The following is a 14,081-nucleotide window of genomic DNA, read 5'->3' as shown; positions in this document are numbered from 1 at the left end:
GAAGCGGTTATGGCTTCCACCGCATGGGCTATCCCGGTCAGCATGGTCGATCTCATCCCGGTCTCCCCGTCGCAACCAGGATCCGGCCTCAGAATGTAATACCCGAATGCGGTTTTCGGTCGACGTGAAGCAAATCCTCGAGTGCCGCGATGGTTTCCGCCGATGCTCCCTGGAGACGGCCCGCCGCGTCAAGCGCCGCCGGCGTGTATGCGCCGAAAATGAGGGCGCCGAGATCGCCGATCGCAAGACGCGCATCCGCTGGCCGGTTACTGCGTGCAGGATGCCCATCGCCAAGGAGCCAGCGCCCTGAATTTTCGGGCAGGATCGGATCTTGCACCTCGATCACCACCGGGCGGCCGTGAGCAAGCGGACGGGCGGCAAGCAGCGTTTCGAGATCGAGGGGACGAACCCAGCTTTCGTCTCGCAGGCCGGAAACCGTGAGCGCACGCGGATCCTTGAGCAACAGAGGCAACGGATCATCGACCGGACGCGAGGGGAAAATGGCGCGATGCAGAATGTCCTGTGCGAACAGGTGGCCGATCAAGGCCCGCCAGGCTTCCCCATCATGGGCGACAAGATCGTCGACGATGATGGTTCTGGATTGCGAGGTGAACCAGTTGTCGGAGGCTTCGGTGTGAAAACGCAGATAACCGCGTTCGCTGCCTTCCGCGCCGTAAACGACCGCGTGATGGGGGAGTGCGCCATGTCGCGTTCGAAACGCCTGGATGGTCCACCAGCCGTCCCAACGCGTCACCGTTGCGGCCCTCGGGGAGGGCTCGCTGTCGACTATACGGCGGAACAGCGGGAAACTTTCGGTGGCATCGACAGGCCGGAGCTCCTCGCGTGGCGTGCCTACCGCAAGTTCCGTGCGGGTAAGATCAAGCTCATGACGCACCGACCAGGACGCCACCCCATAACCATAACGTTCATAAATACGGGCATCTGAGGCGCGCAAACCCGCAACCGCATATCCTGCAGCGCGAGCATGCCGCAGCTGCGTGACAAGCAACTGGCGGGCAACGCCCCGGCGGGTCGCCTGCGGGGCGACGCCGACATGGGTTACGCCGAGATGGCGAAGACGCTTGCCGCCCGGCACGGCGATGCCGGAATCAAACCCGTTGACCGTGCCGAGCAGCACCGTGCCATCGAATGCCCCGAACAGCTGACCGTCACCGAGATAGCGTGCTTCGGCATCGGGATCGGTACGCCCGATATCCCCAATACCGAGCATGGCCTGACGGAAGAGCGCAAAGGCCTGGCGCCGCTCCTCCAGACTTTCGATCGTGCGGATCTGCAGGTCCGCGGGCGAAATCGTCATGGCTTGGCCTTTGGCGGCTCGGTGTAAACTCGCGGCTGCGGCCAGGACTGAGTCAGTCTGGCGTGTCCGATCTCGCGGGCGCGATAGGAGACCGGATCGTGGACCGTATGGGTGCGGGCATTGCGCCAGAAATGATCCAAGCCCCACTTGTTGGCGGTGGAGCGTCCGCCCGTCACCTCGAAGATCTTTGCAGTGGTCTCCAGCGTGACATCGTTTGCAACGACCTTGGCCTGGTCGATCAGCACGGCAAGGCGGCCCCAAGCCTCGACCGCAAGGGCAGGACCCTGGAACAGGGCTTTCTCGAAGGCGGCCGTTGCCCGATCAGCCAGGGCAATGCCGGCCTCGATACGGGCGGAAAGACGGCCGAGAATGGCAAGATTGTAGGGGTCGTCGACGGCAGATTGCAGGCCGGATTCCGGCCAGGGCCGTCCCTGCTCGCGCACATAGGCCTCGGCCGCCTTCAGCGCGCCTTCGGCGATGCCGAGATAGAAGTGTGCGAAAATGATCTGGCTGAAGATCGGACGCAGACCGTCGCGCTGGTTTGCATCGCCGGGCCAGTCGTCGAGGCCGGAGAGGCGCTCGTGTTCGAACAGCTCGACGTCGTTGAACGTGACCGAGCCCGAGGCGGTGAGACGCTGGCCGAGATTGTCCCAGTCGTCTCCAAAGGAGATGCCTTCACGGTTCGTCGGGACCTGGTAATGGACCCGTTTACCCTGATGCCAGAGGCTGATCGTTATAATCTGGGAAATCGCGGTGCCCGTCGCGAAGGTGCGTTTGCCGGAGATGAACCAACGGCCGTCACGCGTCTCGATCTCGGACCACTGGTCGCGCGGGTTGGAAACCCCGCCCTGGAACCAGCCGTCCTTTGCCACATGACGGATCGTGTCCTTCCACTGCGCCGGCGTGCCGAGAATATATGTCCAGACGCCATTCGAATAGTGATAGGCGATGAGCTGCCCGATGGAACCATCGGCCTCGGAAATGATGCGGACGATCTCCATGGCCTGCAGCAGACTTGCGCCCGTGCCGCCAAGCGAGCGCGGCGCGGCAAGGCCGAGCAGCCCGGCCTCGCGCAGCAGTTTGATTTCTTCGTGCGGGTCCTTGTTGGCCTGATCGCGCGCAATGATGGTGCGGGCGAGCTCGTCTGCCACCGTGCGCGCCTTGGCCTTCCAGAGGTCGAATTCGGCTTCGGGAATGCCGGCATAGAGGTCCGCCGCATGGGCGCCTGTATTTTGCGAAGTCATTGGAATGTCCTTGGAGTTCATGGGGAGAATGGTGCGAGACGGCCGTCGGTGCGCAACCGCGCAGTAGTCCCCTCGCCAAAATGCCGGACCGCCTCGGGATGAGGCTGGCCCGGCAGGATGACGTGATCGAAACCGCAACGGATAGCGCCGCTCATGCCGGTTGCCGCTCCTTGGCCGTCGCTGCGCGGTAGTCCTGGTCGAGCACCGAAGGTCCGTTGCGGATCGAACGGAAGGCGGCCCCCGGGTGATCTTCGCCCAGACGATCGGTACCGATCAGGCGGCCACGCAGCGTCCGCCCGGAACCTTCCGCCGTCAGACGTCCACGGGCGCGCAATTCCGGAATGACATGGCGGATGAAATCCTCGAACGAACCGGGACTGACGGCATAGGCGATATTGAAACCATCGACGCCGGCCGCTTCAGCCAGTTCCTCCATCTGGTCGGCGATCTGTGCGCCGGTGCCGATCAGCTTCGGATGGATGCCACCGACCCCGATGTACTCGGCAATATCGCGCACCGTCCAGCGGCGCTCCGAGTCTTTCGCGGTCAAACCGCGCAGAGCCGAACGTCCGGCATTGGTTTCGATATATTCCAGCGGCTGGTCGAGATCGTATTGCGCCCAATCGACGCCGGTCCAGGCCGAGAAGAGCGCAAGTGCCGCCTCGATGCTGGTGTACTTCAGGTAGTCCTGGTATTTCGCCTGGGCTTCAGCCTCGGTCTCGCCGGGAATTGCCGCGATAGCGGTGATGAATCTCAGGCTGTCCGCCCTGCGGCCGAGTTCGACGGCGCGTGCACGGATCGCGTCGACCGAGGCGCGGATCTGCGCGGGATTGGTGCCCCCCAGAAAAACCACCTCGGCATTGCGTGCCGCGAATTCACGCCCGCGGGGCGAGGTACCGGCCTGAAAAATCAGCGGTGTACGCTGCGGCGAGGGTGCGGTGACATGCGCATCCGGCACTTTGAAGAACCTGCCTTCATGCAAGATGGGATGAACCTTGCTCGGGTCGGTGTAAAGCCCGGCCTTGCGGTCGCGCACCAGAGCATCGTCTTCCCAGGAGCCTTCCCATAGCTTGTAGGCAACTTCGAGGAACTCCTGTGCATAGTCGTATCGCGTGTTGTGCTCCATCTGCTGGTCGTGGCCCAGATTGCGCGCCGCCGATTCCAGAATGGAGGTCACGACGTTCCAGGCGATGCGGCCCTTGGTCAGGTGATCGAGCGTCGAGAACTTGCGCGCCAGAAGATAGGGCTGCTCGTAGGTGGTGGAGACCGTTATGCCGAAACCAAGACGGCGTGTTGCGCCTGCCATGGCGGCGACAAGAACCAGGGGGTCGTTCAGCGGCTGCTGCGCGGCGGTCCGCAGCGCAGCATCGGGGGTGCCACCGAAAACGTCGAGCGGTCCCAGCGCATCGGCAATGAAAAGATTGTCGAAACCGCCTTCATCGAGCAGCCTCGCAAGCCCGGTCCAGTAGGAGAGCTTGGTGTAGTCATGGGATCGATCGGACGGATGACGCCAGACGCCGGCCGAGACGTGGGCCGGCACCGTCATCGCGAAGCCATTGAGGACGATAGGTTTTTTCTGTTGCGACTGGCTCATTTCCGGCCTCTCAGCGATAATAGTCGGGTTGCGGGAAACGATCGTTGAGGACGAAATCTCCGACCTCCTGCACTTTGTAATGAATGGGGTCGTGCAGCGTATGGGTGCGCACGTTGCGCCAGAAACGGTCGAAGCCGTATTTGCGCGCGGCGGCACGCGCGCCCATCAACTCGAAGACGCGTGAGGTAACGTCCAGCGCGGTCTCGTGAGCAATGATCTTCGCCTGATAGGCGATGATGGCAACTTCGCCGCGACCGGTTTCGGTCAGTTCCTTGCCTTGGGCGATGGCTGCATCCGAACGGACACCGGCGGCATCGGCAAGCGCCTCTGCCGCAGCGAGCCGGGCGGAAAGCGTTCCAATGCGGTCCATGATCAGCGTGTCATCGCCGGCACGCTCGTAGCCCGAGGTGACCCATGGGCGGCCTTCCGTCCGGATGTAGTTGCGCGCAGCCTTCAGCGCGCCCTTGGCCGCGCCGATGTAGAGCTCGGTAAAAGCGAGCTGGATTACCGGCACGTGGACTGTGACGTTGGGTGGTTGTTTGGTCTCTTCGGAATAGAAACCGACCAGATCGGTGCGGGTGACGCGGACATTGTCCAGCCGTGCCGAGCCGCTGACGGTCAATCGTTGCCCGATCGAATCCCAGTCGCCCCCGAAGGTCAGGCCGGCCGTCGGATTGTCGACAATGAATTGCCCGATAAAATGCGAGACATCCGCGCCATCGACGACGGTGCCCGCGGCAAAGCGTACCCAGACCTGCAAGCTGTCGGCTACAGCCGCACCGGAGGTAAAGGATTTGGTGCCGTTCAGCACGAAAGCATCGCCCTCATTCTTGGCTTCGATGAGAGGCGGATAGGCGGCCTGGGCAATGCCGGCGTGAAACCAGCCCTTGGTGAGCAGCCCCTCGAGACGCTTATCGCGCAAGGCTGTGTTTTCCCCTTCGAGGCCGATGCGGCTGCCGAACAGGTGATAGGCGAGGATCTGTGCGATCGAGGTATCCGCCTCGGCCAGCTGGCGGATGACCCGCAGGATGTCCGAGGCGGTAGCACCGCCGCCACCGAACCGTCGTGGGATTGCAATGGTCAGCAGTCCGGCACGGCGCAGCAGTTCGATTTCGGCAACGGGGTCACGACCGGCTGTGTCGCGCTCCACCGCGGTCTTGTCCAGTTCCGCGCCAACCGCCGCGGTGCGGGCCAGCCATTCGGTCAGGTTGCCGGCCGTCGTCTTGATATTCTGGTCGGTCACGCTGCTGCTCCCTTGGAAGGAGCCGGATCGCGCCTATCGACCGCCGGTGTTCGGGCAAGACGGTGTGCCGGATGATGCGCCGCAGGGAGCGCGCTTTCCTGGCCGAACATCCGGCTGCGCAAGGTGGTGGGGCCGTCATCAGGCCGTATGCGGCCGAGCTTGCGCAGCTCCGGAACGACATGGGTGATGAAATCGGAAAACGTGTCCGGGCTCACCATATGCAGAATATTGAGGCCATCGAGGCCCGTCGCATCGATCCAGCGGTCCAGCGCGTCCGCAACCGTCTTGCCGCTTCCGACGAAAAGCCGGGCGCGGCCAAGGCCGTGGGCCGGTGCCAGCGCGTCGCGCAGCGTCCATTCGCGTCCGGTTTCCTCCTTGGCATACATGCCGAGCAATCCGCGGCCGGAATGGGTGTCGATATAGCGGATCGGCGTTTCGGGGCCATAGACGGAAAAGTCGACATTTGTAGAGGCCGCATAATGCACGACGGCCCCCTCGAAATCGAAGTAGCCGCGATATTCCTCGAGCTTGGCCTCGGCTTCCTCGTCTGTTTCCCCGGTCACGACGGATACGACCGTGACGAATTTGATGGCGTCCGGCGCTCTCCCTTCGGCTGCCGCCAGGGTCTTGACGCGCTCGATATTCCGCTTGAGCGCCGCGTCGTCGGCGCCGACGACGAAGATCACTTCGGCATGGCGGGCGGCAAACGCGGTGCCGCGCGGTGAGCCGCCGGCCTGTGTGAGAAGCGGCACCCGTTGCGGACTTGGTTCCGCGATGAAGGGACCGGGCACGCTGAAAAAGCGGCCGGTATGATCGATCGGATGGACCTTGGCCGGATCGGTAAACAGGCCTTCGGGGTTGGCCTCGCTGCCCTTGTCGCGGACGGCTGCGCCATCTTCCCAGGACGACAGCCAAAGCTTGTAGGCCACGTCGAGGAACTCGTCGGCGCGATCGTAGCGGAGATCGTGGTCGAGCTGGGTGTCGAGACCGAGATTGCGCGCGGCGCTTTCGAGCTGGGAGGTGACGATGTTCCAGCCGATCCGCCCGTCCGACACGTGGTCGAGTGTTGTGAACTTGCGGGCCAGAAGCCAGGGGTGTTCATAGGTGGTGGAGACCGTGATGGTGATCCCGAGTTTTTGCGTGACCGCCGCAATGCCGGAGGCGATAAGCAGCGGATCCGTCAGGGGCGATTGCACGCCAAGCGCCAGCGATGCCCCCGCATTGCCGGCATAGGTGTCAAGCAGGCCGAGCGCATCGGCGATGAACAGGTTGTCGAACCCGGATCCATCCAGCAGCCGGCCGAATTCCTGCCAATAGTCCAGATCGGTATGGCGATAGTGCTGATCCCGCGGATGCCGCCACAAACCATAGGCCACGTGGCTGACGGCATTCATCGTGAAGGCGTTGAGAAGAAGCGGTTTGCGCGGCTTTGCGCTGCTGGTCGTGTCACTCATGGGGTATCTTTTCCAGAACAGGCGATGAAGAGGCTGCGGAAAGGTCGCGAACGGCGTGGTGTCCGGGAATGGCGTCGAGAAGCGACCGGGCATAGTTCGAATGCGGATTTCTCAGCAGTTCAGCGGCGGGAGCGACCTCGACGATCAGGCCGTGCTGCATGACGGCGATCCGGTCCGCGACTTGAGCCGCGACGCGCAGGTCGTGCGTGATGAACAGCATGGCGAGCCCCAGCTCCTGCTGCAGGTCATCCAGCAGTTCCAGGACCTGTGCCTGTACCGAAACGTCGAGTGCCGAGACGGGTTCGTCGGCAACGAGCAGCTTTGGACGCGACATCAAGGCGCGGGCGAGGCCGATACGCTGTCGCTGCCCTCCGGAAAAGGCATGGGGCTTGCGGCCGGCAACGGCAGGATCGAGGCCCACGCGCGGCAGGAGTTCTTTCATTCGCCGTTCGGCCTCGCCCTTCGAAACGCCGGTCTGTATGAGCGGTTCGGTTAAAATCCGGCGGACGCTGTGCCGCGGATTGAGCGACGATTTCGGGTCCTGGAACACCATCTGCACGGTAGGACGCAACGACCGCGAAAACAGGTCCGCCGCCTTGCCGATCGGGTTGCCGAGCAGGCGGAATGTCCCATCGTCGCGCTCGGCAAGGCCGGTGATGATCTGGCCGAGGGTGGATTTGCCGGACCCGCTTTCGCCGACAAGGGCCAGCGTTTCACCAGCCCGGAGCGTCAGGTCGACGCCTCGCAGCGCCTGTGTCTCCGGCTGGCGAGGCCCGAACAGCCGGCGGTGGCCTGCGTGGCTCTTGCGGATTTGATCAAGCTCGAGACGCACGGCTCGCCCGTTCGGCAGGCTCGGCCGGGCGGCAATCAGTTGCGGCACGGCGGCAAGCAGGCGCCTGGTGTAGGGATGGGCGGGGGACGCGAGCAGTTGCGCAGCACGGCCTTCCTCGACGATCTTACCATTCTGCATGACGACGATACGGTCGGCGATCTCCCTGACCACGCCGAAATCATGGGTGATGAACAGGACGGCCAATCCTTGGCTGGCGCGCAGATCGAGAATCAGACGAAGGATTTCCGCCTGGGTTGTGACATCAAGGGCCGTGGTCGGCTCATCGGCGATCAGCAGATCAGGCTCGCAGGCAACCGCAATGGCGATCGCCACGCGCTGGCGCTGGCCACCGGAAAGCTCATGGGGATATCGATGTCCAAGGGTGTCCGGCTCAGGCAGACGCATCGCCGCCAGCAGATCGGCGATCTTCTCCGGTGGCGCAGGATGCCCATGGGCCGTAAGTGCTTCGGCGATCTGATGGCCGATGGTCAGCAGCGGGTTGAGCGCGGCCATCGGCTCCTGGAAGATATAGCCAATGCGTGCCCCTCGTAGGCGCCGGAGCCCGGCCTCGTTAAGGTTCAGCACGTCCACACCGTCGAAGCGCAGCGCGCCATGCGTCACATGCAGCGTATCCGGCAACAGCCCGGCGATCGCGGACGCCAGAACGGACTTTCCCGAGCCGCTTTCCCCAACAAGGCAAACCACTTCGCCGGGCGCAATGGTCAGCGACGCATCGGCAACGGCAAGGTGCCGGTCGCTGCCTTTGGGCAATGCGACGTCAAGGTTCTGGATCGTGACCAGCGGAAATGTGTCCTGCACGGTCATTGCCCCCGCCCGCCGCCGCTGTCCGGATGGAGCCAGCGCTCGAGGCCGTCGCCGACGAGATTGAAGGCGAGAACGGTCAGGAAAATCGCCAGCCCCGGCAGGGTCGAAAGCCACCAGTTGATGTTGAACGATGTCCGCCCGGAGCCAAGCAGAAAACCCCACGAGATATAGTCGCGGCTGCCGAGCCCGAGAAAGCTGATGCCCGATTCAATCATGATCGCGCCGGCGACCATCAGAGACGCCTGGATCATGATCTGCGGCAGAACATTGGGCAGCACATGGAAAAAGACGATCCTGACATGCGACAGGCCGCTGACCCGCGCCGCCCGCACCCAGTCGAGACGGCGAAGCGAAAGCACGTCCGCCCGCACCACGCGCACGACCGGCGGCCAGGAAATAAGGGCGATGGCAAAGACAATATTCAGGGGTGTCGGCGACAGGATGGCAACCACGATGATCGTCAGCAGGAAGCCGGGAATGGTCTGGAAGAATTCGGTGACACGCATCAGCACCTCATCGACCGCTGCGCCGAGATAACCGGCAGCCAGGCCGAGCGCGACACCGAGGCTGACGGCCAAACCCACAACACTGAGGGCAACCGAAAGAGTAGCGCGTGCGCCGTGGACAAGGCCTGCGGCGAGATCGCGGCCGAGCATATCCGTCCCGGCCGGATATCCGGGCGACAGCGGCGGCAGGTTGGGCCGCGTCACCATGCGCCAGGGATTGCCGGGGTAGAGCGCGTCGGCGAAGACGACGCAGACGATCAGCGCGCCGAAGATGAGGAAACCGAAGAGGACCGGCGGGCGCAGCAAGGGATGGGTGACACGGCTGCTCATGCCGAGGCCTCCCGATCGATCCGCGGATCGATGAGCCCGTAAGCCATATCGGCCAACAGGTTCATGACGATGACGCCGAAGGAGGACAGGATGAACACGGCCAGAAGGACGTTGTAGTCGCGGCTCATCAGCGCATCGAAAGCCAGCCGGCCAATCCCTGGCCAGGCAAACACGGTTTCGACGAGTACCGAGCCGCCGATCAGGTGTCCCGCCTGCATGGCGGCGACGGTGATCGTCGGCAGCAATGCGTTGCGCAGCAGATGGTCCCGCCAGATGATTGCGGGCGCCAGGCCTTTGGCGCGCGCCGTGCGGATGAAATCCAGGCCGGTGATCTGCAGCAACGCCGCGCGGCTGACCCGCGCATGGATCGACATGTAGTAAAGCCCGAGCGTCAGGACGGGCAGGATCAGATGGGCCAGCAGATCGGCAAATCCTGCCCAGCCACCTTTCGCTTCGGCCGTTACGCTCCGCATGCCATAGGATGGTAGCCAGCCGAGCTTGACGGCGAAAAGGATGATGAAGACGAGACCGATCCAGAACATCGGCATGGCAAAGAAGGCCACCGACGCGGTAGTGATCACTGCATCGGTGACAGAGCCCGGACGCCGGGAGGCGAGAGCACCGAGCGTGACGCCGGCAATGATGGAAAAGACGAAAGCCGTCACCGTGAGCAGCAGAGTCGCCGGCACCCTTTCCAAAACGATGTCGATGACCGGCCGCTGGTCGCGATAGGACATGCCGAAATCGAACGACGCAACGGCCTTGAGATAGCTCCACAGTTGAATGGCGAGCGGCTGATCGAGGCCGAGATGATGTCGGATCTCCTCGACGAAGGCCGCGTCGCCTGCGCCCTGATCGCCGGCCAGCAGCAGCGCCGGATCGCCCGGCGCCAGACGGATCAGGACGAAGCTCAGGACGATCACCGAAAAGAGGGTAAGCGCAGCCTTTCCGAGCCACCATGCAACGGGTCCGAAGCCCGCAATGGCGTGCGTGCTTAGCGGCTCCCCTTCCGTCTTGAGAATCGTGGTCACTTTTCGATCCAGGCCGAGGCAAAGTTGTCGTCTGTGCCCAGAGCCGAAACGATGAGGTCATGGACCTTCGCCCGGTGTAGCGTCGGGAAAACGATGTCATGCGTCCAGACGAGCGGTACCTCGCGGGAGATGATCTGCTGGACCTTCGAATAGAGCTGCTTGCGCTTGTCCTGATCGGGCTCGTGGGCGGCCTGATCGAGCAGCGCGTCGACTTCCCTGTTGGAGTAGCCGTTGACATTGCCGCCGGTCGTACCGGCATTGTCGCCAGTGACGGTCTTGTAGCCATAGGAAATGCCGATCGCCGGATCGGCCGTCGTGTAGACGAAGTTCTGGGCAAGATCGTAGTCGAAGGTGGTCAACCGCTTGGCCCAGCCGGCCACATCTGTGGAAACGATATCGACCTTGATGCCGACGGCGCCAAGCGCTTCGCGTAGATATTCCGCCTGACGCGACCAGAGCTCGCCATAGGGAAGTGGAACAAGCCTGACCTCGAAACGGATACCATTGGTGTCCGGTTTGAATCCGGCTTCGTCCAGCAATTGCGCTGCTCGTTGCGGATCATAGGGATAGACCGTTTCGACCGCGGTATCCTTGAAGATCGACTGACTGGAGAATGGGCCGTTGATCGGCTTGCCGAAGCCTGCGAAGATCGTGTTGATGATGAAATCGCGATCGATCGCCTGGGTAATCGCCTGTCGAACCTTGATGTTGCTCAGCACGGGATTGCGGTTGTTCAGATGGATGTAGCCGACGGGCTGCAGATATTCCCAGCCATCTTCGCGGATCTTGACACCATCGAGCGCCGCCAGACGTGCGACATCGAAGCTTTCCACATCGCCCGCGCGCAGCACATCGACGTTGCCGGTCTCGAACGCGATCGCACGGGAATTGGCATCGGGAATGACCTGGAAAACGATCTCATCGAGATAGGGTTTGCCCTTGTCCCAGTAGCTTTCATTGCGGACCAGGCGGATCAGGCTGCCCTTTTTCCATTCCGCGAACTTGAAGGGGCCTGTGCCGATGAACTCCGCATTGGCCGGAGCGTTGCGGAAATCAGTTACGCCAACATATTTATGGGCCGGCTCGATCGGCACATTCAACGAGCGGATGAAGGCCGGGTAGGGTGATTTGAACACGAAGACCACCGTCAGATCGTCAGGTGTTTCGATCCGGTCGATCTCGGCGCGCAGGTCCCGCGAGCGGGCATGTTGCGCCGGAAGATATTCCCCAAAGGAAAACGCGACATCCTTGGAGGTGAAAGGCTGGCCATCATGCCACGTCACACCCTCGCGGAGCTTGAACGTGTAGGTAAGGCCATCGGAAGACACGTTCCAGCTCGTTGCGAGGCGCGGCTGGGGCGACAGGTCCTTCTGATCGTAGGCGACCAGCGTATCGTAGATCTTGTAGCCGACGAAGGTAGCCGGGCCGAGCCGGTTGATTCCCGGATTGAGCGAGATCGGCTCGGGCTGAACGATGAGGTTGAGGACGCCGCCCTTCTCGGCTGCGACTGCCGCGCCCGATGCCATCGCGAGCCCCAAAAGCGCGCCGATGACTATGCGTAGTGCGCGAATGCGAGATAGGAATTTCAGCACGATGGCGCTCCAATTTATAAAATCCATAGATTTAGCAGAGTTATGCAATGGAAATTCCGCGATGGCGCGGTCGATCCATTCCAAAGTTAGCCTCCGTCTTAGAAAATATTTGTCGCTATCCGCCTGATCGCCGAAGGTCCTGCAGGCTTTAAAAGCGACCATCTCCCGAGTGCATGCCCTTCATAGGTTCAAAGTGGCTTACCGTTCAGACGAACCGTTTTTTTTGACGGGAAGGCGGTTGGCGGTGCGAAATTTCCCCGTCGATGCCGGAATTCGAAATTCGATCCGTTTCCATAATAGATAATATCTATAGAAATTATAGCCAATAATAACTCAAGGAGACATTGATCCATGTTCAATCACGTGAGGAGCGCCGCAAGGCGGCTGACGCTCCCGATCCTGGCAGCATGCACGGCATTGACGGCGCCGGCGATGGCTGAGGAGCCCAAATTCGGCGGTACGTTGCGGATCGCTTCGTTGCAGCCCGACCTCGATGCGTTTGACCCGCTGACGGGTTACAGCGTCGATTCCTGGGAAATCCTGCGCGCCGTAACCCGCCAGCTGGTGACCTATCCGGGTGCGACGACGGACATCAAGGACGACACCAATCTGGTGCCCGACCTCGCCAAATCCTGGGATGTGACCCCTGACGGCAAGACCTACACCTTTCATCTGAAGGACGACGTCTTCTTTTCCGGTCCGACCGATCGCAAGATCGTCGCCGCCGATTTCGTTTACGGCATCAAACGTTTCTGCGATCCGAACAAGCAGGTTGCGGCGATCAACTATTTCAATCTGGCGATCTCCGGCTTCGTCGACTATTGCAAGGAATTCGCCAAGGTGCCGACCGGCGACCTCGCGGCGACGAAGGCCTTCATCGACAGCCACGAAATCTCCGGAGTATCGGCTCCCGACGCAGCGACGCTGGTTATCAAGTCGGACACGAAGAACTACGATTTCCTCAATATCCTCTCGATGAATTTCGTATCGCCGGTCCCGTCGGAAATCGCTTCCAGGTACTTCCCGGACTCGGCGGAGTTCCGCAAAAATTTCCCGTCAAGCGGACCCTATTATGTGGAGAGTTATCAGGACGGCCAGAAGCTGGTCTTGAAGAAGGCGAAGAATTTCAAGCCGGAAAGCGATCAGGCGCGCAAGGCCTATGTCGACGAGATCCAGGTCGATTTCACGGCCAATGGCGAAGACAGTGTGGTGCAGAAGATCGAGGCCGGCGAAGCCGACCTGTCACTGTATCTCGAAGTTCCGCCACGCAGCGCTATCCGCCGGTTCCAGAATGACAGGGATTCGCAAATCTATGCCTCCAACAGCGGCTCTGCGAACTTCATCACCTTCAATGCCCGTCCCGAAGCACAAAGCGAAGGCGCAAACGCACTGCGCAAACCGGAAGTGCGCCAGGCGCTGACCTATGCGGTGAACCGCGCGCATCTTGTCCAGTCGCAGGGCGGACCGGTTGCCGCCGTGCCGCTCTCGCAGATCATCACATCCACGATCCTCGGCCACGAACCCTTCGATCCCTATCCGACTGACGGCAACAAGGGGGATCCTGAAAAAGCGAAGGCACTCCTGGCAAAGGCCGGCTATCCGAACGGGTTGAAGCTTGACGCTGCCTATCGCACCACGGCCCAGTTCGAAACCATCGCGGTTACCGTGAAGGAAGACGCCGCTGCCGCAGGCATCGAACTCAATCTCATCGCCGTGCCGGCCACGCAATGGTATGCGTTCATTCAGGATCCGAGCAGCCGCTGGGATATCTCGCTCGGTTCGCAATTCTCTCCTGACTGGCAGGGGCCAAGCACCCGCATGCTGCTCGGCGGTTGGCTGAATTCCGACGCCTCGCCCTGCGGCACCGGTAATGTCCACTCGATTTGCTACAGCAATCCGGAGCTCAACAAGCTGGCTGCCGAAGCCTTCCCGTCCGACAATCCGGGTCCGATCTGGGCCAAGGCGGACAAGCTCGTTTCCACAGACCTGCCGTGGATCCCGCTGTTCGAAAAACGCAAGATCGCGCTCACGTCGGATCGCATCACCCATTGGGCCTGGTCATCCTTGGCGGTACAGGCCGATATCACCAATATCGCCGTCAAAAACTGAGCC

11 protein-coding genes are annotated in these 14,081 nt (G+C 61.9%); 1 reads left to right on the top strand and 10 read right to left on the bottom strand.

Annotated features, from left to right (window positions below; genetic code table 11):
- Positions 1–88 precede the first annotated feature (88 nt).
- The 10 genes from ADU59_RS21375 to ADU59_RS21335 are packed head-to-tail and all read right to left on the bottom strand — an operon-like array spanning position 89 to position 11,969.
- Complete coding sequence (locus ADU59_RS21375; RefSeq protein ID WP_068956331.1) at positions 89–1,318, bottom strand: GNAT family N-acetyltransferase; 1,230 nt, start codon at positions 1,316–1,318, stop codon at positions 89–91.
- Positions 1,315–2,562: an acyl-CoA dehydrogenase family protein gene (locus ADU59_RS21370; protein WP_083198363.1), complete on the bottom strand. Its 1,248-nt coding sequence runs from the start codon at positions 2,560–2,562 to the stop codon at positions 1,315–1,317. Before ADU59_RS21370 ends, ADU59_RS21375 begins: the two co-directional genes overlap by 4 nt.
- Before the next feature lie 17 nt (positions 2,563–2,579).
- Positions 2,580–2,717 carry a hypothetical protein gene (locus tag ADU59_RS30725; protein ID WP_158515746.1) on the bottom strand — a complete coding sequence of 46 codons (138 nt, stop codon included), beginning with the start codon at positions 2,715–2,717 and terminating at the stop codon, positions 2,580–2,582.
- Entirely contained in the window at positions 2,714–4,156 is a 1,443-nt protein-coding gene (locus ADU59_RS21365; RefSeq protein WP_083198362.1) for an LLM class flavin-dependent oxidoreductase, read from the bottom strand. Before ADU59_RS21365 ends, ADU59_RS30725 begins: the two co-directional genes overlap by 4 nt.
- 10 nt (positions 4,157–4,166) lie before the next feature.
- Entirely contained in the window at positions 4,167–5,399 is a 1,233-nt protein-coding gene (locus tag ADU59_RS21360; RefSeq protein WP_068956329.1) for an acyl-CoA dehydrogenase family protein, read from the bottom strand.
- A complete protein-coding gene (locus tag ADU59_RS21355) occupies positions 5,396–6,853 on the bottom strand; it encodes an NtaA/DmoA family FMN-dependent monooxygenase (protein WP_068956327.1) in 1,458 nt (485 codons plus the stop codon). The genes ADU59_RS21360 and ADU59_RS21355 overlap by 4 nt, the downstream gene beginning before the upstream one ends.
- A complete protein-coding gene (locus tag ADU59_RS21350) occupies positions 6,846–8,510 on the bottom strand; it encodes a dipeptide ABC transporter ATP-binding protein (protein WP_068956325.1) in 1,665 nt (554 codons plus the stop codon). Before ADU59_RS21350 ends, ADU59_RS21355 begins: the two co-directional genes overlap by 8 nt.
- Positions 8,507–9,346 carry an ABC transporter permease gene (locus ADU59_RS21345; protein WP_068956323.1) on the bottom strand — a complete coding sequence of 280 codons (840 nt, stop codon included), beginning with the start codon at positions 9,344–9,346 and terminating at the stop codon, positions 8,507–8,509. The genes ADU59_RS21350 and ADU59_RS21345 overlap by 4 nt, the downstream gene beginning before the upstream one ends.
- Positions 9,343–10,329, bottom strand: coding sequence for an ABC transporter permease (locus tag ADU59_RS21340; protein WP_068956546.1), 987 nt, complete (start codon positions 10,327–10,329; stop codon positions 9,343–9,345). The genes ADU59_RS21345 and ADU59_RS21340 overlap by 4 nt, the downstream gene beginning before the upstream one ends.
- A gap of 44 nt (positions 10,330–10,373) precedes the next feature.
- A complete protein-coding gene (locus ADU59_RS21335; protein WP_244506479.1) occupies positions 10,374–11,969 on the bottom strand; it encodes an ABC transporter substrate-binding protein in 1,596 nt (531 codons plus the stop codon).
- Positions 11,970–12,320: 351 nt separating this feature from the next.
- Here ADU59_RS21335 and ADU59_RS21330 point away from each other — a divergent pair, with 351 nt between their 5' ends.
- Positions 12,321–14,078: an ABC transporter substrate-binding protein gene (locus ADU59_RS21330; RefSeq protein WP_068956320.1), complete on the top strand. Its 1,758-nt coding sequence runs from the start codon at positions 12,321–12,323 to the stop codon at positions 14,076–14,078.
- Positions 14,079–14,081 lie beyond the last annotated feature (3 nt).

Source organism: Pararhizobium polonicum (assembly GCF_001687365.1).
Taxonomy (GTDB): Bacteria; Pseudomonadota; Alphaproteobacteria; order Rhizobiales; family Rhizobiaceae; genus Pararhizobium; species Pararhizobium polonicum.
The sequence above is the reverse complement of the archived record's forward strand: the minus strand, read 5'-3'. Positions and strand labels throughout refer to the sequence as shown.

What these genes read in the sequence shown, in the direction of transcription:
- ADU59_RS21355 (WP_068956327.1), bottom strand. Translation starts at nt 6,853, where the DNA reads ATGAGTGACACGACCAGCAGCGCAAAGCCGCGCAAACCGCTTCTTCTC.
- ADU59_RS21365 (WP_083198362.1), bottom strand. Translation starts at nt 4,156, where the DNA reads ATGAGCCAGTCGCAACAGAAAAAACCTATCGTCCTCAATGGCTTCGCG.
- ADU59_RS21330 (WP_068956320.1), top strand. Translation starts at nt 12,321, where the DNA reads ATGTTCAATCACGTGAGGAGCGCCGCAAGGCGGCTGACGCTCCCGATC.
- ADU59_RS30725 (WP_158515746.1), bottom strand. Translation starts at nt 2,717, where the DNA reads ATGAGCGGCGCTATCCGTTGCGGTTTCGATCACGTCATCCTGCCGGGC.
- ADU59_RS21370 (WP_083198363.1), bottom strand. Translation starts at nt 2,562, where the DNA reads ATGACTTCGCAAAATACAGGCGCCCATGCGGCGGACCTCTATGCCGGC.
- ADU59_RS21375 (WP_068956331.1), bottom strand. Translation starts at nt 1,318, where the DNA reads ATGACGATTTCGCCCGCGGACCTGCAGATCCGCACGATCGAAAGTCTG.
- ADU59_RS21345 (WP_068956323.1), bottom strand. Translation starts at nt 9,346, where the DNA reads ATGAGCAGCCGTGTCACCCATCCCTTGCTGCGCCCGCCGGTCCTCTTC.
- ADU59_RS21350 (WP_068956325.1), bottom strand. Translation starts at nt 8,510, where the DNA reads ATGACCGTGCAGGACACATTTCCGCTGGTCACGATCCAGAACCTTGAC.